Origin of the sequence: Mesorhizobium sp. IMUNJ 23033, from assembly GCF_044778005.1 — a bacterium.
GTDB classification, from domain to species: domain Bacteria; phylum Pseudomonadota; class Alphaproteobacteria; order Rhizobiales; family Rhizobiaceae; genus Mesorhizobium; species Mesorhizobium amorphae_A.
Genome location: NZ_JBJACT010000020.1, coordinates 1 through 25,362, shown reverse-complemented (window position 1 = coordinate 25,362; position 25,362 = coordinate 1). Strand labels below are relative to the sequence as shown.

At 63.9% G+C, this 25,362-nt stretch carries 17 protein-coding genes; 10 read left to right on the top strand and 7 right to left on the bottom strand.

The window, feature by feature from the left end; translation table 11 throughout:
* Nucleotides 1-16: 16 nt before the first annotated feature.
* Both folD and ACFX5Q_RS20810 read right to left on the bottom strand, forming a co-directional pair.
* Complete coding sequence (folD, locus tag ACFX5Q_RS20815; protein ID WP_404281098.1) at nt 17-916, bottom strand: bifunctional methylenetetrahydrofolate dehydrogenase/methenyltetrahydrofolate cyclohydrolase FolD; 900 nt, start codon at nt 914-916, stop codon at nt 17-19.
* A gap of 208 nt (nt 917-1,124) precedes the next feature.
* Entirely contained in the window at nt 1,125-3,512 is a 2,388-nt protein-coding gene (locus ACFX5Q_RS20810) for a Wzz/FepE/Etk N-terminal domain-containing protein (protein WP_404281096.1), read from the bottom strand.
* A 200-nt stretch (nt 3,513-3,712) separates the two neighbouring features.
* Here ACFX5Q_RS20810 and ACFX5Q_RS20805 point away from each other — a divergent pair, with 200 nt between their 5' ends.
* Nucleotides 3,713-5,008 (top strand): lipopolysaccharide biosynthesis protein, encoded by a 1,296-nt coding sequence (locus tag ACFX5Q_RS20805; protein WP_404281094.1) that lies wholly within the window; start codon nt 3,713-3,715, stop codon nt 5,006-5,008.
* Here the strand turns inward: ACFX5Q_RS20805 and ACFX5Q_RS20800 are convergent.
* The 3 genes from ACFX5Q_RS20800 to ACFX5Q_RS20790 are packed head-to-tail and all read right to left on the bottom strand — an operon-like array spanning nt 5,005 to nt 7,894.
* Entirely contained in the window at nt 5,005-5,934 is a 930-nt protein-coding gene (locus ACFX5Q_RS20800; protein ID WP_404281092.1) for a DUF6492 family protein, read from the bottom strand. The two genes, ACFX5Q_RS20805 and ACFX5Q_RS20800, sit on opposite strands and share 4 nt — an antisense overlap.
* Nucleotides 5,931-6,725 (bottom strand): WecB/TagA/CpsF family glycosyltransferase, encoded by a 795-nt coding sequence (locus ACFX5Q_RS20795; protein ID WP_404281091.1) that lies wholly within the window; start codon nt 6,723-6,725, stop codon nt 5,931-5,933. Before ACFX5Q_RS20795 ends, ACFX5Q_RS20800 begins: the two co-directional genes overlap by 4 nt.
* Nucleotides 6,722-7,894 (bottom strand): glycosyltransferase family 4 protein, encoded by a 1,173-nt coding sequence (locus tag ACFX5Q_RS20790; RefSeq protein WP_404281089.1) that lies wholly within the window; start codon nt 7,892-7,894, stop codon nt 6,722-6,724. The genes ACFX5Q_RS20795 and ACFX5Q_RS20790 overlap by 4 nt, the downstream gene beginning before the upstream one ends.
* Nucleotides 7,895-8,064: 170 nt before the next feature.
* On the opposite strand from ACFX5Q_RS20790, the gene ACFX5Q_RS20785 reads away from it, so the two are divergent.
* The 3 genes from ACFX5Q_RS20785 (at nt 8,065) to proC (ending at nt 11,237) form a co-directional block, all read left to right on the top strand.
* On the top strand, nt 8,065-9,063 hold the full coding sequence (locus ACFX5Q_RS20785) for a glycosyltransferase family 2 protein (protein WP_404281088.1): 999 nt from the start codon (nt 8,065-8,067) through the stop codon (nt 9,061-9,063).
* Nucleotides 9,032-10,348 (top strand): O-antigen ligase family protein, encoded by a 1,317-nt coding sequence (locus ACFX5Q_RS20780; protein WP_404281086.1) that lies wholly within the window; start codon nt 9,032-9,034, stop codon nt 10,346-10,348. Before ACFX5Q_RS20785 ends, ACFX5Q_RS20780 begins: the two co-directional genes overlap by 32 nt.
* Before the next feature lie 73 nt (nt 10,349-10,421).
* Nucleotides 10,422-11,237 (top strand): pyrroline-5-carboxylate reductase, encoded by an 816-nt coding sequence (proC, locus tag ACFX5Q_RS20775; RefSeq protein ID WP_404281085.1) that lies wholly within the window; start codon nt 10,422-10,424, stop codon nt 11,235-11,237.
* Nucleotides 11,238-11,240: 3 nt separating this feature from the next.
* On the opposite strand, the gene ACFX5Q_RS20770 is transcribed toward proC, so the two are convergent.
* On the bottom strand, nt 11,241-12,557 hold the full coding sequence (locus ACFX5Q_RS20770) for an NAD(P)H-dependent oxidoreductase (RefSeq protein WP_404281083.1): 1,317 nt from the start codon (nt 12,555-12,557) through the stop codon (nt 11,241-11,243).
* Between the two features lie 199 nt (nt 12,558-12,756).
* Here ACFX5Q_RS20770 and ACFX5Q_RS20765 point away from each other — a divergent pair, with 199 nt between their 5' ends.
* The 5 genes from ACFX5Q_RS20765 (at nt 12,757) to ACFX5Q_RS20745 (ending at nt 19,527) form a co-directional block, all read left to right on the top strand.
* Nucleotides 12,757-13,530 (top strand): SDR family NAD(P)-dependent oxidoreductase, encoded by a 774-nt coding sequence (locus ACFX5Q_RS20765; protein WP_192181805.1) that lies wholly within the window; start codon nt 12,757-12,759, stop codon nt 13,528-13,530.
* A gap of 409 nt (nt 13,531-13,939) precedes the next feature.
* Nucleotides 13,940-15,397, top strand: coding sequence for a TolC family protein (locus ACFX5Q_RS20760; RefSeq protein ID WP_404281080.1), 1,458 nt, complete (start codon nt 13,940-13,942; stop codon nt 15,395-15,397).
* Nucleotides 15,398-15,427: 30 nt separating this feature from the next.
* The gene (locus ACFX5Q_RS20755; RefSeq protein ID WP_404281078.1) at nt 15,428-17,560 is read left to right on the top strand and encodes a type I secretion system permease/ATPase; all 2,133 of its coding nucleotides are present in this window, start codon (nt 15,428-15,430) and stop codon (nt 17,558-17,560) included.
* Between the two features lie 46 nt (nt 17,561-17,606).
* A complete protein-coding gene (locus tag ACFX5Q_RS20750; RefSeq protein ID WP_404281075.1) occupies nt 17,607-18,896 on the top strand; it encodes an HlyD family type I secretion periplasmic adaptor subunit in 1,290 nt (429 codons plus the stop codon).
* A 34-nt stretch (nt 18,897-18,930) separates the two neighbouring features.
* On the top strand, nt 18,931-19,527 hold the full coding sequence (locus tag ACFX5Q_RS20745; protein WP_404281248.1) for a ribbon-helix-helix domain-containing protein: 597 nt from the start codon (nt 18,931-18,933) through the stop codon (nt 19,525-19,527).
* Between the two features lie 25 nt (nt 19,528-19,552).
* Here the strand turns inward: ACFX5Q_RS20745 and ACFX5Q_RS20740 are convergent, their stop codons facing one another.
* Complete coding sequence (locus ACFX5Q_RS20740; protein ID WP_404281072.1) at nt 19,553-20,443, bottom strand: transglutaminase-like cysteine peptidase; 891 nt, start codon at nt 20,441-20,443, stop codon at nt 19,553-19,555.
* A gap of 423 nt (nt 20,444-20,866) precedes the next feature.
* Here ACFX5Q_RS20740 and ACFX5Q_RS20735 point away from each other — a divergent pair.
* Nucleotides 20,867-25,362, top strand: a 4,496-nt coding sequence (locus tag ACFX5Q_RS20735; RefSeq protein ID WP_404281070.1) for a beta strand repeat-containing protein, incomplete at its 3' end; no start/stop codon positions are given.

Sequence of the window (25,362 nt, the reverse complement as noted above, 5' to 3'; positions counted from 1 at the left end):
GCTCAAGCTTTCCGGGTCAGAAGGACGGCCGCTTCATCCCGGCCGCGAGGTAGGCGGAAGCTACAGTGTTGGCCATCAGCATGGCAATGGTCATCGGTCCGACACCGCCGGGAACCGGGGTGATGGCGCCGGCCGCTTGCGCCGCCTCAGCATAGGCGACGTCGCCGACGAGTCGGGTCTTGCCTTCGCCCTTTTCGGGCGCGGCGATGCGATTGATGCCGACATCGATGACGGTAGCGCCCGGCTTGACCCAGTCGCCCTTGACCATTTCGGGTCGGCCGACGGCAGCCACCAGAATGTCGGCGGTGCGGGCGAGCGCCGGCAGGTCCCTGGTGCGGCTGTGCGCGATGGTGACCGTGCAGTTGGCGGCAAGCAGAAGGTTGGCCATCGGCTTGCCGACGATGTTGGAGCGGCCGACGACGACCGCGTTGAGGCCGGACAGGTCCTTGCCGCGCACGCGCTCGATCAAAAGCATCGAGCCGGCCGGCGTGCACGGTACGAAGGCCGTATCGAGTTCGCCGGTGCCGAGCTTGCCGACATTGATGAAATGGAAACCGTCGACGTCCTTTTCCGGTGCGATGGCCTGGATGATCTTGCCGGAATCGATATGGGCGGGAAGCGGCAGCTGCACCAAAATGCCGTTGACGGCCGGATCGGCATTGAGATCGCCGATGATCTTGAGCAGCGCCTGTTCGGAGGTGTCGGCCGGTAGCGTGTGCTGGAGCGAATGAAAGCCGCATTCCTTTGCGGTGCGGGATTTGGAGGCGACATAGACCTGGCTTGCCGGATCCTCGCCGACGATCACCACCGCCAGGCCGGGCTTCTCCGCACCCTTGCCCACCAGTTCCGCGGTCAGGGCCTTGACCTTCTGAACCACGTCTTCGGCGACGCTTTTTCCGTCAATCAATTCGGCCATGGACCACCTTCAACACTGTTCTGCCTGGAGCGCGCCTGTCCGTGCACGCTCGATCTCTGGTTGCACATCGATGCACCCGAAAACGCCTTGCGGTTTCGGGCACCATGCAGCGCGGCATTTTCACGAAAATTCCAGCGGGCAATCCCGTCAAAACGCCGTCACATGCCGTAAACTCGAAACCGGCCGCTTTTATCGGTTGCCGGGAGTTCTAGAAATAGCGGCGGTTTGAACGGCTTTCGGTCAGTTCGCGCACCGCATCGCGGAACTCGCGCAGGCTGTCGCGGATTTCATCGATCTGGGTCTGCTGATCGGCGTCCGGTTCCTGAGGAGGATTCGGTCCCTGCCCAAGCGGAGGCATCACTGGCTGTTGAGTGGGGCTCGGCGGTGTCTGTGCATACCGATCCTGAGGGTATTCGGGCTGGCTGGCATGGGAGTAGGCCTCCGCCCGAGGAGCCGGATACATCGACTGGCGCGGAGTCTCCTGCTGGTACTTCAGTTGCGGATCTGCGTTCCGTACCGGCTTTGTCGCCTGGGCGACGGGGGGCGAGACGGGCTTGTCGGCGCGCATCGTGGCAGGCTTCTGCTGTTTGCCTGGAAGAAGCCCGCCTATGGCTGAAAGCACTGCGCCAATCGGTCCGGACTGTTCGGTCCCAACGTCGACGGCCTGGGGCCTCGAAACTTGCGGTGCAGCCGGTGGCCGCGCGGCCGGTGCGGCCGGCGGCGGTGCAGCGCGATAGGCCTTGTCGTCGAAAGCCGGCCTGCTTTTGTCGGTCTTGCTCCGGGACCGGAACGCCGCAGTTTCGCGCACGCTCTCATAGGCGCCGCGCATGCCGCCGAGGCCGATGCCGGCGGCCAGCCCGAGCAGCAGTCCGGCAAGCGCAATCACGGCGCGCGACGGCCCGTTTGGTTCGAGTGGGGGTCGAGCCTCGGTCATCAGATTGATGTTGGTGGTGTTGATGTTTTCCTGTTCGCCGGTCTCCTTGGCGCGCAGAAGATAGCGCTCATAGACGGAACGCTTGGCCGCGGCGTCACGCTCCAGTTCGCGCAAGCTGACCAGGTCGTTGTTGACGTCGCCGCTTTGGACCTTTGCCTGCGCCAGGCGCGAAGCCAGGTCCTGCTCGACCTGGACCGCGCGCTTGAGGTCGACCTGCAGTGAAGAGGAGATACGACGCAGTTCGCCGGCGATGCGCTCGCGCGCGCCATCGAGCTGGGCACTGAGCGCCTGGAATTCGGGATGGCGCGGCCCAAGCCGTACCGCGGCGCGGTCGGCCTCCTGCTTCAGCGTCGCATATTGCGAGCGCAGTTCGCTCATCATGTTGGAGTTGATTTCTTCTGGCAAGGTGCCGTTGAGAACCGAATTCACGTTGATCGAACGCGTCGACGCCGCTCGCGCATTGAGCTCCAGCGTGCGGGCGCGGGCAACGGAGAGTTGCTCGTTGAGCTTCAGCATCTGATCGTCGCTGATCAAATGGCCCTGCGCGTCGATAAGACCATGCGTGGCCCTGAAATCCTCGACTTTGCGCTCGGCCGCCTCGACACCCTTGCGCAAGTCATCGAGCTTGGACGTCAGTTGGTTCGTCGCGCGTCCGGCCATGTCGAACTGGTAGTTGGCCGCCTCCTCCTGGAAGACGGTTCTCGTCGTGTTGGCGATGTTCGCCGACTTCTCGGCACTTTGGGTGGTGGCGCTGATGGAAACGACAAAAGTCTTGCCGCTGCGCTCGACCGACAGGCTCTCGGCCAGATTGCCAACCGCCAGCGCCTGGCGGCGAATGTCATCGGCGCCGCCAGGTCCATCCTGGCGTGACAGTATCGAGCGGATGAGCGATATGACGCCAAGGCCGCCGGAACCTTGCCCGTTGAACTCCGGATCGTTGACAAGATTGAGATCCTTGACGACCTGGTCGAGGACCTTGCCGGACGACACCATCTTGATCCGGGTTTCGACGACGGCCAGCGCGGCATCGGGCTGCCCGACCGGTTGAGTGAGATCGTTGTCGGAAAGCTTCAGGTCGCCCGGCTCGATGACCACTTGGGTGGTGGCTTCGTATTTCTTCGGCGTCGACAGGGCGATGGCGATGCCGAGCGCCGCACCCAGTATTGTCGTCGACAGGATCAGCAGCTTCGAACGGGCAATGCCGCGAACGACATGCGCCGGATCGATCAGCGGCTTCCATTCCTGCCCGTCGTCATCAGCCCCTGCGGGCCGCCGCTCTTCGCTGGCGTATCGAGGCTCGAAGGCGGCTTTGGCGCGGTAGTCCTGGGAGGGGCGGACAACTGGCTCTTCGCGCGGCCCGGCCTGCGCGTAGCTGTTTCGAGCCGCCCAACCGTCCTCGGGCGAGGCCTCTTCCAAAACGGGGCCGCCACCGGGCTGATACTGGTCGGGCTCTGCCGTGGCCGCAGGCGGGTTCGACCGCGCCTCGCGTTGTGAGCGGGCGAGACGGTGGCGTGCGGCGGCATCCTCGCGCCATGCCGGGTCTGCCCGGTCGCCGATCGACACCAGCGACGCGTCGGCCTCGTCCTCGCCACGCATGGCCTGACCGAGCGCCAGCAGAGAGCGCTCACGCCTCCAGTCGTCTCGGTTTTCCCTGTCGACCATTTTCTTGGAACTTTACTGTTCGGCGGCTTGGGAAAGGCGTCGGCCAATCGTTAAGCCACGCTAAACAGGCATAGGAAACAAATGGTTAATTTTCGGATGAGGAAGGGAGAGTTTTCGCGCTTTGATTGCATCGTTTTCAGGTGCGATCGAGGCGTCCAGAACCGCACGTTAAGCTTTCCGGCCTATGTTCTGCCGGACACATGACCCAAGCCAGTGACATACCGCAAAGGCGGACCTTCGCCCGGATCGGCACCTTCGTGGCCGCACGGCGGAAGCTTGTCATCGACTATTTCTCCGCCATCAGCGGCGCCGGCGGGCGGCTGGTGTTCTCGCTCGCCTATTTCATCGCCTTGGCCAACACGCTGTCCATCGCCGAGTTCGGCATGTTCGCCACCGCATCGGCGGCTGGCGTCATGCTGTCGCGCATCCTCGCCTTCGGCTTCATCTCGGCGCTGTACCGCACCGCCACCATCCGCCCCAATCTGATCGGCACCTTCACCGCCGGCTTCCTGCTGCTTGGCGTCGTGTCGCTGCCGTTGCTGGCCGCCGCCTCATACGGCGTCTACATGGTCTTCTTTGCCAGCACCGTGCCGCTTTCGGTCTTCGCGGCCATCGTCTTTGCCGAGGCGCTTTTGTGGCGGCCGGTCGAGGTAGTGCTGATCGTCAACAACGGCCTCGGCAAATTCGGCCGCGCCGCCGTGCTGACGATCCTGGCGACAGCGTTGCGGGCCGCCGGCGCCGTGCTGTTGATGTTTGCGGCGAAGCACACGGTCGGTGTCTGGTCTTGGTACTACATCGGCGCCAATGCCGTTTCGCTGATCATTGCCTTCGGCTTCTTCTATCCGCGCCAGCGGCTGAGACTGCGCACCGAGCTTTATCTCAGGCGGCTTGCCGATTCGATCTACGTCGCCGGCGCCGAGGTGCTGTTCTATTTGCAGATGGAGTTCGACAAGCTCCTGGTGCTGGCGATCGGCGGGCCGCATCTTGCCGGCATCTACGCCATCATCATGCGGCTGGTCGACCTGACGGCGATCCCGATCCGCACCTTCTCGATGATGCTGGTGCAGCGGATCATGCGGGCGCCGGAACTGCTGTCGCGGCTGGCGGTCAAGAGCGGCATCGAAGGCGGCGTGTTCCTGGTCTCGACGCTGGCGCTCGCAGCGCTCGGCATCGTGCTGCATTTCTTCCCCAATGCGCTGGGCAGGAATGTCGCGGAGGCGGCGCCGCTGGTGGCGCTGGCGATCTGCGTTCCAGGACTGCGCAACCTGGTCGAATACCAGGCCGAGCTCTTGTTCGCGCGCGGCCAGACGGCGGTCAGGGCGCTCAACCTCGGCCTGCTGGCCGGGCTGAAGGCGGTGCTTTTGACCTATGTGCTGACCGCGATCGCCGACACGCCCAATCTGGTGCTGTCGCTCAACATCGTGTTCCTGCTGCTCTATCTCGCGTCGGCGCTGCTCACCTATTCGGCGATGCGCAGGCCGGCGAAGGCAATCTAAGACTTGCCCAGCCCGATCAGGCGGCGGATACGGCCGATATCGGTGCCGATGAAGGACTGCATGCCGATCGCCACCTGTTGCGGCGCCATGGCGGCGACGAAGCGGCGGAACTCGTCGTCCGACAGCGCCTCGCCGGTCCAGTGGACGCGGCAGAACTCTTCCGAACCGTGGAAATGGCCGGCGCGCTCCAGCACCTCGTCGACATAGCGGCCGTAGATCATGCATTCGGAGAATTTTCTTTTCGAGCCAACGACCTCGACCCAACTGCGGCCATGGGCTTTCTCGATCCGGGCGCACATCGCCGTCACGGTTTGCCGGCGCCAGGCGATCAGCGTCGAGATGTAGTCGTGCGTCGAAACCTTGGATCTATCGATGCCTAGCGCCGAACCGGCGTTGCGCGACCAGATGCGATGCTCCTCATGCCCTTCGCCGGACAAGACGCCGTCACGCCGGAACAGCCGCACCTTGCCGTCGCGACAGAAGGCGCTCAGGTCGAACGGCCTGACGAAGGCAACATCGGAATCGCAGAAGACCAGCACGTCCTCCTTCGCATGCGCCGCGATGGCGATGCGGCGAAGCTGCTGCACATGCCAGCCGCGCAGCGGCTGGGTCTTCAGGCTGAGCCAGACGCGGCGGCGAAACAGGCTCGCCGGATCGTCGACGACACGCAGCCAACGCGGCAAGAGGTCCCGCTCGTCGACGACGGTGCGGCTGCCGGTCTCCAATTGGCGAAACAGCGCCACGTCGCGGTGCTCGACCAGGACGTAGTGATGCGCGACACGCGAGACCTGGCGGTCCATCGTTTCGCACAACAGACGGCAGCGCTCGAAATCCGGCGCATAGCTGGCGGTCACGACCGCGGCCGTCGGCGCCTGCCGCAGCGGATCGGACCCTGCGGCGGCGTCAGGCACGAACCGCCTGTTCAATGGTTTGCTCCGGGGCCTGCTCCGGCGCCCGAGAATTTCTGCCCGACGACGCGCCACAGGAACAACGGGTTGCCGACCACGTAGCGACGCCAGAGGCGGCCGGGCTCGATCCACAGGCGAAACAGCCATTCGAGCCGCAGACGACGCATCCACAGCGGCGCCCGCGGTACGGTGCCGCTGAGGAAATCGAGCAGCGCTCCGACGGCGATCGGCAGCGTGCAATGGCGCTGGTCGATGTGGCGCGCGATCCACAGTTCCTGGCGCGGCACGCCCATGGCGACGAGCAGCACGTCGGGCCGCAGCATTTCGATCTTGTCGACGATCGTCGGCTCCTCGGCGGCGGAGAAATAGCCGTCATGGATGACGACGAATTTGTGCTGCACGGCGAGCGCCGAAAGCTTCGACGACGCCGCCTCGGCGTTGACGCGCGTCGCGCCGAGCAAGCCGACGGTTAATGGCCGGGACGACGCCTTCAGGAAGGCCGGGATGAAATCGGTGCCGTTGAGATTGTCCGGGAACGGCGCGCCGTAGAGAAGTTTTGCCGCCATGTCGACACCGACGCCGTCAGGCAGGATGAGAAAGTCATCGAGCGCTTCGGCAAAGGTCGGGTCGGTATAGGCGATGTTGGCGTTGTGCGCGTTGAGGAAGCTGACCTTGGTGAAGCGACGCTCGGCGATCAGCCGGGCAAGCATGGTGATGGCGTCGTCCCAACGGATGGCGAGAACCGGAATGCCGAGGATCGTCTTCAACGTGTCGCGCCCGATGGCGGCGCGGGCGGTGTGCATATTCATGCAAACACCTCCTGCCTGACCGGACCAAGCTTGTTCAGGCCGAGCCTGATCGCGGCGTCGAGCGCCCTCACCTGGCGGCGATGGAAAGCGCCGCCATCGACATCCCTGACAGCGGAAGCAGCAGTTTCGAGTGCCGCGGCGAAGGCAACGGGATCGTCGGTGACGACGCAATTGTCCGGCCGGTGATCGATGCCGCGCAACGAGCGGCTGGTGGCGACTGAAGGCAGGCCGAGCTCGAAGGTCTCGATGGTCTTCAACTGCACGCCGCTGCCGGCCGTGCTGATCAGCGGAATGACGGCCGCAGCGCGCACGAAGGCTTGCGCGTCAGGCACGCGGCCGACGAATTGGACACCGGGATGCGTGGACGTGATGCCGGACGGCATACCGCCGGCGATCCTGATGCGGAAGCCAGGCCTCAGATGCGGCACCACCTTGCCCAGGAACCAGTCGAGCCCGATGCGGTTCGGCTGCCAGGTCCAGGTGCCGATCAGTGCTGCGTCGCATTCGATGCGGCGCTGGCCCGTTCTTGCCGGCGCATCGGCGCGGGTCACCAAGGGCAGCACCACCGAGCGATCATCTGAGGCGACGCCGAGCGCTACGCGGTCTTCATCGGCCAGAGTGAAAACGAAGCGAGCCCGGCGGCAAAGCCGCTCTTCCACGCTCTTGAGCAGCCGTGCCTCGCGGCGAAACAGCAGGCGCTGGAGAATGCTGCCCGCGGCGGCCGCATTTTCTTGCGCCGAGCGATGTTCGACATTGTGGGCGACGAAGATCGAGGGACGGTCGCCGAACAGCTTTTCGAAGGCGCCGGCGAACTGCACGGAATTGAGTACATAGCCGTCGAAAGGCCCGGCGCGCTCGACGGCGGCGCGGACTTCCGCGTCGGAGACCACGCGCAGCTTGACCGATGCGAAGGTGAGACCTGACAGCACCGCCCTGGCAACCCAGGCGAGCTTCTGCAGCGGCGAGGCGCTCTCGGTGCGCACGTCGACGGCGCCAAGCACGATTGTGTTTTCCGGATCGGCGGCAGGCTTTCCCGGCCAGGTGAAGCCGATCACGGTGACTCGCGCGCCGGCGCGCCGCAAAGCAGCGATGATCGCAGCGTTGGCGATTTCGTAACCCGAAGCGAGAGCGCCGTCGGGTACGATCGATGTGGCGAACAGCAGATGCATCTCACCTATCCAGTGCAGCCCAGATAGCAAAGCGGGGTGAACCCTTGATTAAGTGAACGCAATCGAGGCCGGGAGTCTCGGTTTTGCGGGCTTCGCCGCGAAAGGTGATTAACGAAACGTTATCACCGGGGTGCTATCGAAAACCAAAATCACCAGGCGGCTGGACACGGATGATCCCATTGCCATCGGACGGTTCGGTATCGATCGCGGGACGGTCTCCGGGGCTCGCCGCCGAGACCATCGAAGCCGTCGTCACGCTGCCGACTTTCAAACGGCCCGAACAGGTGCTCGCGACGCTGGCGTCGCTCAAGGCGCAACAGACCGCCAGGCGCTTCGCCGTCATCGTCATGGAAAACGAGGCTGAGGCGCGCGACGGCGCCAAGGCGGCGCTGCCGCTGTTCTCGCGCGGCGAGATCGCCGGTATGGTGATCATCGCGCATGAGCGCGGCAATTGCAGCGCCTACAATGCCGGCTGGCAGACCGCGATCGTGCATTTCCCCGACTTCAGGCATCTGCTGGTCATCGACGACGACGAGATCGCCGACCCGTTCTGGCTGGAGAACATGTGCAAGGCGGCCGAGACGCTCGGCGCCGACATTGTCGGCGGCCCGCAAGTGCCCGTGTTTGCCGAACCGGCGCATGCGAGATGGGCGGAACACCCGGTCTTCGCGCCACCCTACCGGAAAACCGGGCTTGTTGCGGCGCTCTATTCCTCCGGCAATTTGCTGGTCGGGCGCAACGTGCTGACCGCCATGGGGCCGCCCTTCCTCGATCTCAGATTCAATTTCATGGGCGGCGGCGATTCCGATTTCCTCAGCCGGGCGGCGCAGAGGGGCTTCGTGCTCGGCTGGTGCGCCGAGGCGAAGGTACAGGAGACCGTTCCGGCCCGTCGTGTCGCGGTCGACTGGATCCGCGCCCGCAGCCTGCGCAACGGCGTGATCTCGACCCTGGTCGAAAAGAAGAAACGTGCCGGCACGCCGCTTGCCGGCGCCAAAGTGTTTGCGAAGAGCCTGGCACTGCTTGCCGCCTCGCCGCTGCGCGGCGCGGTCCGGCTGGTGCGGACCGGATCGCTGGCGACGGCACTTTACCCCATCCATGTCGCGCTCGGCCGCGTGCTCGCCGAATTCGGATATGCCAATGAGCAATACCGGCAGCCTGAGAAGAACTGAGCGGGCACCGCTCAGCGCGGCGTTCACGCGCGAGGGCGTGGCGACGGCGATCGCGGCGCTGCTGTTCACCATGATCCTGGTGTCCTTCCGCCCCTTTCAGCCGGCCGGCGCCCAGCTCACCGGCGAAGGCGGCGACATCGTCAACCAGCTCGGCTTCTCGTCGCTCGGCGCAATCTCGATCTTCTCGCTGATGGCCTTCGCCGACCCGCGTGTAGTGCGCTCGCTGCTCAGCCCGTCCTGGATGCTGATGCTGGGCTGCTTCATGCTGTCGGTCATACTGGCGACCGATCCGCCGTCGGCGATGCGCGCGGCATCCTTCACGCTGATCGGCATCCTGACGATGGCGACGATCCTGGTGCTGCCGCGCGACGGCGAGGCTTTCTCGAAAGTCATTATCTTCACCGCCATCGTCGTCATGGGCCTCTCCTACCTCGGCCTCATCGTCTTTCCGCACGAGGCCATGCACACGGCCGACTCGCAGGAGCCGGAGCATGCCGGCCTGTGGCGCGGTGTGTTCACCCACAAGAACATCGCCGGGCCGATCATGGCCTGCTTCAGCTTTGCCGGCCTCTATCTCTATCGGCGCGAGCAACGCTGGTGGGGCGCGATAATCTTCTGCGCGGCGATGATCTTCATGCTGCATACCGGCTCCAAGACGACGGCGGGCCTGGTGCCGTTCTCGATCCTGATCGTGGTGCTGCCGAGCTTGATCGGCATGCGGCTCGGCACGCCGATCCTGTTTGCGGCGGCAATCATCGCCACGGCGGTCGGCACGCTGGGCATCGTCTTCCTGCCGCCGGTGAAGCATCTGGCGGCGATCTATTTTCCCGACCTGACCTATACCGGGCGCACCACGCTGTGGGAGTTCGCCGGCGACATGCTGGCGAAGAAGCCCTGGACCGGCTACGGCTATGAGAGCTTCTGGGGCACGCCGCTGCTGCTCAACCAGGACCAGCCTTTCGACCGGCCCTGGGATATCAGAACCATTGTGCACGGCCATGACGGCTATCTCGACATTGCCGTGCTGATGGGCATCCCGGCGCTCTGCGTTGCGGTCTACACCTTCCTCATTGCGCCGCTGCGCGACTACATGCGCATCCCGCTGCGCAAGGAGAACATCTACCTCGGCGACTTCTTCATGATGGTAGTGCTGTTCGCGGCACTGAACGCCTTCCTGGAAAGCTTCTTCTTCCACCGCGGCGACCCGGTCTGGCTGTTCTTCGTGCTCGGCGTTCTTGGTTTGAGGCAAGTGTCGCTGCGGCCGATTGCGGTGCGGCCTTCCTGATTGCTCCTCCGGCGAGGGCTTTCCCGTCCCGCCGCGAGCGTCTATTGAGAGCCATCTTCGCGGAGGTTCTTCAATGACGATCAGGCTCGTTCTCGCCGGCTGCGGCAATATGGGTTACGCCATGCTTTGGGGCTGGCTGAAATCCGGCAAGCTTCCCCCGGCAGCAGTCTTCGTTGTCGAGCCCAATGACGATCTGCGCAAGCGTGCCGAAGCACTGGGATGCGGCGCGGCGACCGATGCCGCTGCAATTCCGGCGGATGCGGTGCCAGCGCTTGTCGTCATCGCCGTCAAGCCGCAGGTGATCCGCGACGTGACCGCCGCCTACAAGCGCTTTGGCGACGGCCGCACCACCTTCGTCAGCATCGCCGCCGGCACACCTGTCGCCACCTTCGAGGCGATCCTCGGCCATCGCGCGCCGATCGTGCGCTGCATGCCGAACACGCCGGCGGCCATCGGCAAGGGCATGATGGTGGTGTTTTCCAACCCGCTGGTTTCCGACGACGCCAGGCGTTTCGTCGCCGACCTGCTGTCGGCGAGCGGGGAAGTGGCCACCATCGACGACGAGAGCCTGATGGACGCGGTGACGGCAGTGTCCGGCTCAGGGCCGGCCTATATCTTCCATTTCATCGAGGCGCTGACCGTGGCGGCAGTGAAGGCCGGGCTGCCGACCCAAACCGCCAAGCTGCTCGCCATGCAGACCGTCTATGGCGCCGCATCGCTGGCCGCCGAAAGCGGTGAGGAACCGGGCCTGCTGCGCCAGCAGGTGACCAGCCCCAACGGCACCACGGCCGCCGCCCTTGCCGTGCTGATGGGCGAGGAGCGGTTGACCAAACTCCTCACCGAGGCGGTGGAAGCGGCGCGGCTGAGGTCGATAGAGTTGGGGAAGTAACCCTTAATTTGACCCGTACAACATTTCGTCCTGCAGCCGGCGCAGGGCGAACAGCCTGGTCGTCTGGTCGGGAGCGGCGTTGTCGGCGGTGAGCAACTCGCCCTTTTTGACAGGCTTCAGCACCTTGCCGCCCTCGAGCAGTCCGACGGGCACGGCGCGATTGGCGCGGGCCTCGCCGACGGTCATGGTCCAGGATCGGTAGCAGGTCTCGCCGATGGCGTCGAAACTCTCGCCGGCGGCAAGATCGCGCTTGGCGACCGCGCAGACCTCGGCCACCGGCTTCGGCAGCGGCACCATATCGGGCCGGCCGTAGAGCACGATGCGGGCGGCGGTCAGCGGCACCTCCAGCGAGGTCAGGTGATAGGGTCGGAAGAAGCTGTAATAGGGGCCGTGGCCGACATGGAGATCGTCCATGCGCTCGATGACGCGCGGATGCGTCGCCTCGACGATGACGAAGACACCGGGCGCGACGCCCTTGCCGACCGTGTAGTCGACGACACCCTTTTTGGAGAGAATGCCGCCATCAGCCTTCGGGATCAGCACCTTGGCCAGTTCATCGCGGTCGGCCTTCGGGCCGTGCATGCCCGGAACATCGGGCACCAGGCCGGTGGCGTTGGCGATGGCGCACATCTCGACCATGGTCTTCGAGCCGTCGACGAACTCGACCAGCATGCGCGGGTTCATGTTGCGGCGGATCGCTTCCTCGCGATAGTCGTCAGGCACGGCGTCGTGGTTGAGCGGGTTGTTCTTGCCCTTGCCGGCCGAGACGATGGTGTAGCCGAGAGCGGCGGCGAACTCGATCAGTTCCATGCAGCTCGACGGCTCGTCACCCGCGCCGACCGAATAGACGACGCCGAGCCGGTCGGCCTGCTGCTTGAGGTAGCAGCCGATGGTGACGTCGGCCTCGACATTCATCATCACCAGGTGCTTGCCGTGCTCCATCGCCTTCAGGTCGAAATCGGCGGCGACACCGGGCTTGCCGGTGGCGTCGATGACGACGTCGATCAGTGGACTGGTCACCAGCATCTCGTTCGAGGTGATGGCGATTTTTCCATTCTCGATCGCGGCGGTGACTTTCGAGGCCGTGTCCGCTTCCACCGCCATCGCCTCGTCGCCATAGGCGATGCGGATGGCGTCACGGGCGGTATGCGGACGCCTGGTCGACACCGCGCAGACCGAAATGCCCGGCATCAGCATGCCCTGTGTCACCAGATCGGTGCCCATCTCGCCGGAGCCGATGACGCCGATGCGCACCGGCTTACCCTCGGTGGCGCGCCTGGCGAGGTCGCGGGCAAGCCCGGTCAGGGCGACATTTGTCATACAAGAACGTCCACGCTTTTGCCTTTGGCCCGCAATACAGGGAACGATCCCCGTTTGCCAACAAAACCAGCCGCTCGTGGCAATTTGTTGCGCACGCTGTGCAGAACCCGAATAGATTTTGCGCAGCGATTTGCAGGCTTCTGGCTTTCGTAGCGCGACCGGCTAATGTTCGGGAAGGGAGACTTCCAGGGAGGACGAGATGACAGCGGAATTCACGCCGAAATTCGATCTGGCCGGCAAGGTGGTGCTGGTCACCGGCGCCTCGCGCGGCATCGGGCGCGCCTGCGCGCTGGCCTGCGCCGGCTCCGGCGCCGACATGATCGTCGGTGTGCGCAGCGCTGCCGACGGCGCGGAGCTTGTCGCCGAAATCGAGCGCATCGGCCGCCGGGCGCTGGCCGTGCGGATGGATCTCACCGATCTCGCTACGGTGCGAAAATCTGTCGCCGAGGCGCACGCCGCCTTCGGCCGCATCGATGTGCTGGTCAACAATGTCGGGCTCGGGCCGGAAAACCTGGCCGAGAACGTCACCGAGGAAGATTTCGACCTCACCGTCAACGTCAACCTCAAGGGCACGTTCTTCACCACGCAAGCAGTTGCAAAACTGATGATCGCGCAGAAATCCGGGCGCATCATCAACATCAGCTCGCAGGCCGGCACCGTGACGCTGAAGGGCGAGGCGATCTATTGCATGAGCAAGGCCGCGATCAACCACCTGACGCGCTGCCTAGCCGCCGAATGGGCGCAACACCGGATCAACGTCAACAGCGTCGCGCCAACCTTCATCTGGACTGACGGAACACGGCCATCGCTGGCCGAGCCCGACTTTCACGCGCATGTGCTGGGGCACATTCCGCTTGGCCGCATCGGCGACCCGATCGATGTCGCGGGAACAGTGGTGTTCCTGGCCTCGCCCGCGGCGTCGATGATCACCGGCGCCAATATATTGGTCGATGGCGGGTGGTCGGTGGCGTGAGCGACCAGGCTTGCAGGCCAATCGTCTCAAAGGATTGAGCTGACGCTGAGAGAAATCATTGCACTCCCGACTTATTTACCAACGGGGCGCATTACTGCTGAAATGCTGCAGCAGGGTCAGTAACGGCGACCGGGCGGCTTCGCGGGTGCGGGCCTGCAGTTTTCCAGGAGACTCGTGCTTCTGGCCCGATTCGCGCTGAATAGCAGTGCGGCGACGCAAGGCCTATGTGCCATTTTTGCTACATCTATTGGGTCTAATGGCGCGAACGCCCGGTTTTAGAGGCCTCTAAATCATTAAGTACTCACATCCTTTGAAAATCTGATAGATACTCGCCGCAAGCTCCGGTGGCAGGCTTGGGCAATTAAGCGCCAAAAAAATAACAAGGCGCGGGGAAAGTCACGGGGTAGACATGAACAGGACGGGTAAAGTGACCGTCGGCTGGCGCATTGCGCTTGCCGTGACGGTGTCGATGCTGGCTTGCGGAAGCGCCGGCGCACTCACTCTCAAAGAAGCAATGGCAGTCGCCGTCGAATCCAATCCGGAAATCGGCCAGGCGATTGAAAACCGCGAAGCAATCGAATTCGAGCTGCGCCAGGCGAAAGGTCTTTACCTTCCCAGCGTCGATCTGGAAGGGTCGGCGAGCGCCCGGCGCCTCGACAATCCATCCCGGCGCGCGCTTTCCATCGAGGACGACGCGCTCTATCCCGTTGAAACCGATCTTACGATTTCGCAGACGCTCTATGACAGCGGCGCAAGACGGGCCGAATTGACCCGCCAGGCGTCGCGCGTCGACGGCGCTTCGTTCCGGGTTCTGGAACGGTCCGAATTCATCGGGCTCTCCGTTGTCCAGGACTATCTGGAATACATGCTGCAGGCGTCGATCGTTGCCGAGGCCAAGAAAAACCTCGGCTTCCACCAGGCTATACTCGGCGACATCCGGCAGGGCATCGACGGCGGGGCGCTGAACGACGCCGACCGGCAACAGGCCGAGGAGCGGCTGTTCGCCGCCAAGGCGCGCATGCAGGAAGCCACCGAGGAACTGGAAGCAGCCAAGATACGCTTCTTCAAGACCGTCGGAAAGCCGCTGACCAACGCTTCAAGGCCGGGCGATGTCTCCGCAGCACTGCCAAGGTCGCTCGATGAAGCAATCGGGCTGGCGCGGGAAAGCAATCCGCGCGTGCACATGGCCAACAGCGATATCGACGCGGCGGCCTCCCTTGTGGACGCAGCACGGGCGAAATTCGGACCCTCCATCATCGCCGAAGGTCGCGCCCGGGCGGGGACTGACATCGATGGCGACGATGGCGACACCAACGACCTGCAAGCGCGGCTGGTGCTGCGCTGGAACCTCTACCGCGGCGGCATCGACAAGGCCAACGAACAGGAACAGATCCGCCGCTCCAGCGAACAACGCCTAGCGCTGCATCAGGTCCTGCGCGAGATCGAGGAAGCTGTCCGCATCTCATGGGATCGCCGCTTCCGGCAAGCCGACTTGGCCAAGACGCTGCGGCAACAGGCTGCCGCCAACGAACGGCTGGTCGCGTCCTATCGCGAACAGTTCAAGGTTGGCCAGCGATCGCTGCTCGACGTGCTGGACGCGCAGAACACGCGGTTCAACACGGCGACGCTGGCGGATACCGCATCCTACGCGTCGCTTTTCGCCCAGTATCGGCTGCTGGCGGCAACGGGACAGTTGCTGAAGACGATGAACATCCAGCCGGCCAAACAGGCCGCGGCCTATGCGCGGTCCGAATTCGCCGTGCCAGCAACCGCCGACACTGAAACCTATGCGCGGACGCCGTCGGAACAGAAGAACGATCTGCCCTTCGACATCCTCGCTCCAGTCCGGAAAAAGCAGCCGATGTAAGATCGATCGCGGGTCCTTCGGGAGCGGATCGTGAACCAGCAGCCCAATATCCTGTCGCCCAAAGAGGCCTTCAAGGCCTGCTTTTCGGCCGTTGCCGCCTATCTCGGCAGGCCGAGCGCGGAGACCGTGCTGTTCGCCGGCGTTCCGATCGCGGAGACGCGCATCGAGGCCGGCGACATCAGGCATCTGGCCGAGCGCATCGGACTGGAGGTCGCGGAATTCAACCACCGCGATTTCGTGCGCGGTCGCTTCGACCTTCCGGCCATCGTCTTTCGCGCCAGCCAGCTGCCAGTCGCCCTGCTCGCGGAAATCGAAGGCGGCGACTATCTGACCGCTCCGCAGGAAAACGGCCGCACCACTATCGGTAAATCCGAGCTGGTCGAAAGCTACATCAGCGGCGGCGCCTCTTTCTCGATCACCTATGGCAACACCACCGAGGCAATGAAGGTCGGCTCGGCGGCGAAGATCGAAAGACGGCACTGGCTGACCGGAACCATGGGCGCGTTCTGGCGCACCTATTCGAAGGTCGTGCTGTCGGCGGTCTTCATCAACCTGCTCGCCATCGCCTCGCCGATCTTCACCATGAACGTCTATGACCGGATCCTGCCGAACAAAGCGGTCGCGACGCTCTGGGTCCTGGCGCTCGGGATCGGCGCCGTCATTGTGTTCGATCTGCTTTTGAAGACGGCCCGCGCCTCGCTCATCGACTATGCCGGGCGCAAGGCGGATCTGCGGATTTCGTATCTGCTGTTTGAAAAAGTGCTCAATTCGTCACTGTCGGCGCGGCCCAGTTCGACTGGTGAATACGCAAACCGGGTGACCCAATATGAGTTCGTGCGAGAGTTCTTCACCTCCAACACCATCAGCGTCTTCATCGATACGGTCTTCGTCTTCGTCTTCCTGCTGGTCATCTATGCGATAGGTGGCTGGCTGGTGATCATACCGGCGCTGGCCTTTGTGATTTCAGTCATCGTCGGCCTGATCACGCAGCGCCGTATCGGCAAGCGTGTCGCCGCCTCGATGAACGAAGCCGCGCAGCGCCAAGCCCTGTTGGTCGAATCCATTTCGACCCTCGAGACGATCAAGTCGCTGCGCGCCGAGGCCTATCTGCTGCGCAAATGGGGCGAGCACTCCAAGAATGCTGCCAACACGTCGGAAAAGATCAAGCAGCTTTCGGCCGCCGCCGGCAACATCACCGGATCCATCCAGCAGTTGGTGACCGTCGCGCTGGTCGTGGCCGGCGCCTACGCCTTTTCCGCGGGCTATGTGTCGACGGGCGCGATCATCGGCACTGTCATGCTGGCCAGCCGGGCGGTGGCGCCGCTTGGCCAGATCGCCATCACGCTGTCCAGGTTCCGCCAGGCCATGCTGTCGCTGCGAATAGTCAACGCGATCATGTCTCAACCGGAGGACCGGCCGGATACGGTCGGCTTCGTCAACCGTCCGATCCGCAACGGCGCGATGGTCTTCAAGAATGTCGGCTTTGTCTATCCGGGTTCGGAGAACGAGGTTCTGAGCGGGCTGAACATCTCCGTCAAACCGGGCGAGCGGGTGGGCATCATCGGTCGCATCGGATCCGGCAAGACAACGATGGGGCGGCTGATCGGCAGGCTTTTCCTGCCGACCTCGGGAGAACTGCTGCTCGACGGCATCGACATTCGCCAATATCACCCTTCGGAGGTTCGCGCCGCAGTCGGGATCGTTGCCCAGGCCGGCGATCTGTTTTCAGGCACCATCAAGGAGAACCTCCTGATGGCGGCCCCGGAAGCCTCCGACGAGGAGATCATCGACGCCGCGAAGGCTGCCGGCGTCGACGAATTCGTCTCCCGTCACCCACGTGGCTACGACATGAATGTCGGCGAGCGCGGCACCAATCTCTCGGGCGGCCAGAGACAGGCGGTGGCGATCGCGCGGCTGCTTTTGACCAAGCCGAAGATCGTTTTTCTGGATGAGCCGTCGGGGTCGATGGACCTTGCCTCGGAACGGCAGTTGATCAGGCAGCTCAAGGTGGCTTTCGAGCGGAACACGACGCTGATCGTCTCGACCCACCGCTTCAGCATGCTCGAACTCGCCGATCGCCTCATCGTCATCGATCAAGGCCGGATCGTCGCCGACGGGCCGAAGGAACAAGTCATACAGGCGCTGCAGAAGAACAGCGCCTGACAAAACGGATTATATTGAACCATTTCAATATAATGGGACGTGGGAAATGCTTGCAAGGGAAGACCGCCCACCGCTGTTTGCGTCGGCGTCCATATTCATCATCGGGGCGCTGTTCGTCTCGTTCGTAGGCTGGGCGTCGTTCGCCGAAGTCGATGAAATCGCGCGCGGCGACGGCAAGGTCATACCCGCATCCAAGACCCAGATCATCCAGGCCAGCGAGGCCGGCGTGGTTCAGGAAATCGCGGTGAGGATCGGCCAGGTGGTCAAGAAGAACGACCTCATCATCCGGCTCGACAACACGGTCAACACCTCCAGCCTCGGCGAACAGCAGGCCAAGGCGCGCGCATTGCAGGTGCGCATCGCGAGGCTCAAATTCGAGCAGGCCGGCAGCCTTTCCGGCCCCTTTCCGTGCCCGGAGGAAATCCAGTCGGTCGCACCGGAGATCTGCGACAACGAGCAGAAACTGCTCATCGCCCGGCGCCAGAATTTCGACATCAAGCTGTCGGTGCTCAAATCGCGTCTCGACCAGCGCGAGAAGGAACTGGACGAAGCAACCGCCAATGCCGACCGCCTGACCAAGAACCTGGTGATCAGCGACCAGGAGGCAAAGCTGGTCGAAGCGATGGTCAAAAAAGGCCTGATGGCCAGGACCGAGCAGATCCGCGTCGATGGGCAGCAGGCTGAGCTCAATGGCCAGCTGAACCTGGCCGGCGAGACCATAAAGAAGGCCAAGGGTGCCATCACCGAAGCGCAGCTGCAGGTCGACGAGCTCGGTCTCCAGCTTCAGCAGGAAGCGCTGGACGACCTGACCCAGGCGCTGGCCGAGCTTTCGGTGGTGGACGAGACCATTCGCGGTGCCACCGACAAGGTCGCGCGCACCGACATCCGTTCGCCGGTGGACGGCATCGTCAACACGATGGAGCTGAACACGGTCGGCGCCTTCGTGCAGCCCGGCGCCGTCGTGGCCGGCATCGTGCCCACCTCCGAGACCCTTTTGGTCGAAGCGCGGGTTTCGCCACGCGATGTCGCCTTCATTCGTGAGAACCAGGATGCGCTGATCAAGGTCACCGCCTACGATTTCTCGATCTTCGGCGGCATCGAAGGCAAGGTCTCGAACATCACCGCCGACAGCCTGGTCGACCAGAAAACGGGCGAACCCTACTACCAGGTGCGCGTCGCGACGGACACGTCGACGCTGGAAAGGGACGGCAAGGCCTATTCGATCATCCCGGGCATGATCTGCTCGGTCGACATCAAGACCGGGCGCAAGACGATCCTGAACTACCTGCTGAAGCCGATCAACAAAGCGCGCCAGGAGGCCATGAGTGAACGATAGCTCCGCCCTTCCCGCCACCCAAGGCGAGCGGCTGATGCTGCCGCTTGCGGCCGATGATTTCGGCCCGGAGTTCCGGGTCGTCGCACGAGGTGGCATACGCCGCGGCATTCGCCTGGAACGCGCGTTCTGGGCGTCGCTCAAGCAGATGGCCGAAGCGCGGAAATGCACGATCGGCATGCTGGTCGACGAGATCGCCGAAAGCCATGCCGATCAGGGGAACCTGACGTCGGCGATCCGGGTCGCCTGCATGCGCGGCATGGCGGAAGAAAATCTGATGCTGCGAAAGCTCGCCTCGATCAGGACGATCAACGCCATTCTGGTCGCCTGTCCGTCGCCTGCCTTCGCGCTGTCATCGTCGAAGAAGATCCTGACGTTCAACGCGCCGTTCCAGCAGTTGGTCAAGCGGCAGCTGCCGACAGCACCAAACGACGATGCGCGCCACGACCTCAAGCTGGCGCTCGACCTCAATGTTGCCGACATATTCGCGCGGCTCGATACCAATGGCGAGACGCCGGTCGCGACCGGCTTCGTCATCGGCGCCGGCGAGCGCCGCTACCGGGGTCAGCTGAGCGCGGTGCGCGCGCCGGTGGCCGAACCTGAATTGCTGATGGCGTTCGTCTTCAACGGCTAAAGCAATTCCAGGAAAAGTGCGCCGCTCACTGCGGGCCGAGGCGGTCCGAAATCGTGTCCGCAAGAACCATGTCCGGCTGCAAGCCTTCGCCAGGGGCGATCGTCGTGAAACCACCCTTGATGTCGGCCATCTCGGCGCCACCGGTTCTGGAGCCATGGATCCAGGCCCGATCCATGCTGAAGGAATAGAGCGGAACATAGTCGGGGAGATCGCTGTCGCGCCGGACGGCATTGCCAAGACTGTCGAGAATGAAGGCGCCGCTGGCCGTGCTCACCGACAGCACAGCGTGAAAGAACTTCCTCTTGCGATCCTGAAGGACAACGAGCGACATGCTCTGCGCCGGAATGCCCGCCTGCAGCAGCGCCGTCATCTTGAGGATGGCGAAATCCTCGCAGTCGCCGGCGCGCCGCTCGAGGATTTCCGAAGGTTTCGCCCAATAGTCCAGCTTGCCGTAGACGGCGCTGTCTTTCCGGTAAGCGATCAGGCGGTTGATGCTGGTGTTGACGAAGGCCAGCTTGTCGCTGAACCCTTTGGCCTTGGCCGCGTCGACCATCGCGACGAAAGCTGCGTTCTTCCGCTCGCACGCACTGCCCGCCGAACAGCCGACGATCGCCTTGTAGACGGGCGCCCAGCGGGCCGCGACCGGGAAGTTGCGCATCGAAAGGGCAACCGACCCGAACACGCCCGGGATGATCGCCGCCGTCTGCATCGGGTCGATGCCGGTATTGGCTTCCGCCATCGAAGAGGTGTTTGCGCCATCCGCCTCGGCAGGAGCGTAACTGCCGGAGACGGAGCCGACGCGGTAGGGCGCGGCAGGCTGCCAGGGCTGAGGCCTCGCCAACGAAACGCCGCCCAGGCTGGACGGCGCCTGGAGCCTTTCGAGCAGCGCACCGGCGGGCACCGAATCACCCGACATCGCGCTCGCCAACGACGAATGCGGCACGCCCGCAAGGCCGATTGCCAGCAGGAGAATCCGGAACGTGGTTGATGCCGGAGAAGCTTTTTTTATTGTCATAGTGCCCACCTTTGACTGTGGACGCTACCAGCCTCGTCTCAAATTATTGGAAAAGAAGGTGGATAAGTTTCCAGCAATTGGTTTTGTCTACTTTATCTAAAATTCAAATTTAATTTATACTTGTATTGAACAGGCGGCCGTAGCCCGCCGGCCGCGGAAAAGGGCCTGCGAGAGGTCAGATATAGATGGCTATATGGCAGCGGTTTACCATGCGTAAAAAATGCTCATGCCTGTATATTCTAATATATGAAATAGATTGAAGGACTGTTGCAAAGCAGAGGCCGTCCCTGTCTCTTTCCGGGAAATACCGGAGGGGTTTCAGAGATGACCACCAATATCGAGTTGGGCAATTTTTCGGGTTCTTGGAACGAGCATTCGGCTTCCAGCGAACACAACGCCGCGACGGCACCGGCAGAGATGCAGGTCGCCCAGGTTGCGACGGGGGAGCCAGCCCCGGCAGCGGCCGATCCGGTTCCCGTCGATGTTGGCAGCGGCGCACCAGTGCAGCCGCAAGTGCCCGCGGCAGCGGCGGCAAACCCACCAGCGGCGGGCGCACCTGCAGCTGCGGCAAACGCGCCAGCGCCGCATGACTATGTCGCCGACGCCAGCAACGTCGTGAGGCTTCCGGCCAATGTCTCGATCGACAACATCCGTGTCGACGGCCACAATCTGGTGCTCGAACAGCCTGACGGTTCGGTGATCGTCATCAAGGACGGCGCCCTGAACGTGCCTACCTTCATCCTCGGCGACGTCGAGGTGCCGCGCGTTGCCTTGATAGCAGCGCTGGAAGCAAGCCATGTCGATGTCGCCTTCGGCGCCGATGGCTCGATCTCGGCGGGACCTGGCAACGGCCCGGACAGCGCCGGTGGAAACTTCGCGGTTCCTCCGGGCGGCATCGGCGACGGGTTCGACCTCTCGGCATTGCTGCCTCCGACTGCCTTGCAGTTTGGGCAATTGGACCGGCGCGAGCTCTTCCCGTCTATTGTGGACAGGCAAGTTTCCGTGGTGGCCACGTCATTGCTCGCCCCGGACGAGGCGGCCAGCGAAACCGGCCTGGACGGAGGCCCGGCCCAATCGCCAGGTAGCGACGCGCCGAGCGACGCGGAAACCTCCAGCATCGGAACGATCAACATCGACGCACCGGACGGTATCGGCTCGATCGTCATCAACGGCGTCACCGTGAGCGGCGTCGGGCAGCAGATCCAGGGGCAGTTCGGCTACATCACGATCGTCTCCTTCAATCCGGGCACCGGTGCCATCGAATACAATTACACGGTCACCGAGTCAGTCACCCATCCCGAGCAGACAAACGGATTCGATCCGAACGATACGGTTCCGGACAATTTCAGCATCACGGTTACGGATGTCGACGGCGATTCGGCCAGCACCACTTTTGCCGTCGCCATCATCGACGACGTGCCGACAGCGGTCGCCGACATCGACAGCATCGCGGCCGGCCAGTTCGGCCCGGCGACCGGCAATGTGCTGGCCGGCGGAACCGATGGCGCCGACGCCAACGCAACGGACGGCAATGCCGATACCGAGGGCGCCGATGGCGCGGCCGTGGTTGGCGTTGCCGCCGGCAACACCGATACCGATGTCGACAATGCCGCCACGCTCGGCGTGCAGATCCAGGGCACTTACGGCAAGCTGACGCTCAATGCCGACGGCACCTACTCCTATGTCCGCGACGCCGGCACCGCCGGCGGCGTCAATGACGTCTTCACCTATACGATCAAGGACGGCGACGGCGACACCTCGCACACCACGCTGACCATCTCGATCGGCAACTCACCGCCTGTGATCACCGACCTGACGCCGGAAGCCGGTGGCGGCGACGTGACGGTGGATGAAGAGGCATTGAATGTCGGCACGCCGGGCGGACCCGGCTCCAATCCGGCAAGCACGGCCGAGACCGGTGCGGGCACCTTCACGATCTCCTCGCCGGACGGCATCGCCGCGCTGGCAATCGAGGGCCACAACTTCATCACCAATGGGGCGTTCACCGCCGGCTCGTTCACGACCGCGCTCGGCAACACGCTGTCGGTGACGGCCTACAATCAAGCTACAGGCGAAGTGAGCTACACCTACACGCTCAACGACAATGAGGCGCATGCCCACGCCCTCGACCAGAACAGCCTGTTCGAAAACTTAACCGTAACGCTGACCGACCAGGACGGCCAGAGCGTCAACGGCACGCTCGTCGTCAACATCGTCGACGATGTGCCGACGGCAAGTGCGGAAGCCTCGCAGAACGTCGCCGAGGGCGCGACGATCACCGGCACACTGGACTTCGTCGCCGGCGCCGACGGCGCCACGGTGACGCATATCGACGGCACGGCACTTATCTTCGGGGGCGACGGCTACTCCCAGGTGATCGACATCGGCGATGGTTCGATCAAGGTCAAGGCCGACGGCAGCTACTCGTTCACCGCCGACAATCCGGTCATCGGCACGGGTGCCGCATCGGCGACCTACACGGTGACCGACGGCGACGGCGACACGGCGACGGCTGGCATCAGCTTTGCGGTGACGGATGCCAACCATCCGACAACCGGGACGGCGGCGGCCTCTGTCGACGACGACGCGCTTGCCGGCGGCAATGCGGCAAGCACGACGGGCGACATCGCGGTTCCGAACACCGATGGCGACAACAGCGAAGCAACTTTCTCCGGCACGCTCGGCGGCAGTCTCGGCGGCGACGGCGCCGGCGGCTTCTCATTTGCAGCGCTGGACGGCACCAATGGCACGGTTGGCCAGGAGAACGTCACCTACAGCTGGAACTCCCTCAACAATACGCTGACGGCGACAGGCCCGCGCGGCGACCTGTTCTCGGTTCATGTGACCGATCCGGCGACCGGCGCCTACACGGTGACGCTGCTTGACGACGTGCTGCAGGCACAGGGTCCCAATGACGAAAACAACGCGACGGCCGACCTGGGCTACGTCATCACCGATGCCGACGGCTCGACCGCATCGGGCACGTTGACGGTTACCTTCAATGACGATGCTCCCACCGCAAGCGCGGAAGCTTCGCAGAACGTTGCCGAAGGCACGACGCTGACCGGCACGCTGGATTTCGTCGCCGGCGCCGACGGCGCCACGGTGACGCATATCGACGGCACGGCGCTGGTGTTCAATCCGGCTGACAGCAACTACTCCCAGGCGATCGACATCGGCGATGGCTTCATCAAGGTCAAGGCCGACGGCAGCTACTCGTTCACGGCTAACAGTCCGGTTGCCGGCACGGGCGCGGCATCGGCGACCTACACGGTGACGGACGGCGACGGCGATATCGCGACGGCCGGCATCAGCTTTGTGGTGACCGACGCCAATACGCCAACGAGCGGCTCAGCGGCCGCCTCTGTCGACGATGACGCGCTTACCGGCGGCAATCCGGCGAGCACGACGGGCGATATCGCGGTTCCAAACACAGATGGCGACAACAACGAAGCGACGTTCTCGGGTACGCTCGGCGGCAGCCTCGGCGGCGACGGCGCCGGCGCCAACGGCTTCTCGTTCGCGACGCTCAACGGCACCGGCGGCACGGTCGGCCAGGAGAACGTCACCTACAGCTGGAACGCGGGCACCAACACATTGACTGCGACTGGCCCACGCGGTGACCTGTTCTCGGTCCATGTCACCGATCCGGCGACCGGCGCCTACACGGTGACGCTGATCGACAACGTGTTGCATACGGGCGGTCCGAACAATGAAGACAATGCAACGGTCGATCTCGGCTATGTGATCACCGACGCCGACGGCTCGACGGCACCGGGCACACTGACGATCACTTTCAATGACGATGCGCCGTCGCTGACGGTCGGCACGGTTGCGGATGGTGGCCTGACGCTGGTGACGCAGGATGCCCAGACGATCGGGGCCGCCTCCGACACGGCGAATGCGAGCTTCGCGGCCGCCTTCCTGGCGGCGGTGACGCCGAGCTATGGCGCTGACGGCGCCGGCACGACGGTGATCAGCGGCTACACGCTGACGGTCGCCGATGCGGCTTCGGGCCTGACCAGCCAGGGTGAGGCGATCACGCTGACCAAGGTGGGCAATGACGTGGTCGGCTCGACGGTGTCGCATGGCGAGATCTTCAGGATCGCCGTCGATGCGGCCGGCACGGTGACGCTGACGCAGTCCCAGCAGATCGACCATCTGCCCGAGGACGTCGATGCGACCAACGACAACGCCCATATCGACCTTGCCGCCGGCAAGGTGACGCTGTCGGCGACAGCGACGGTGACGGACGGCGACCACGACACGGCGACCAGCACCGTGAGTGCCGATCTCGGCGGCAACATCGGCTTCGACGACCACATTCCGTCGCTGACGGTCGGCACGGTTGCGGATGGTGGCCTGACGCTGGTGACGCAGGATGCCCAGACGATCGGGGCCGCCTCCGACACGGCGAATGCGAGCTTCGCGGCCGCCTTCCTGGCGGCGGTGACGCCGAGCTATGGCGCTGACGGCGCCGGCACGACGGTGATCAGCGGCTACACGCTGACGGTCGCCGATGCGGCTTCGGGCCTGACCAGCCAGGGTGAGGCGATCACGCTGACCAAGGTGGGCAATGACGTGGTCGGCTCGACGGTGTCGCATGGCGAGATCTTCAGGATCGCCGTCGATGCGGCCGGCACGGTGACGCTGACGCAGTCCCAGCAGATCGACCATCTGCCCGAGGACGTCGATGCGACCAACGACAACGCCCATATCGACCTTGCCGCCGGCAAGGTGACGCTGTCGGCGACAGCGACGGTGACGGACGGCGACCACGACACGGCGACCAGCACCGTGAGTGCCGATCTCGGCGGCAA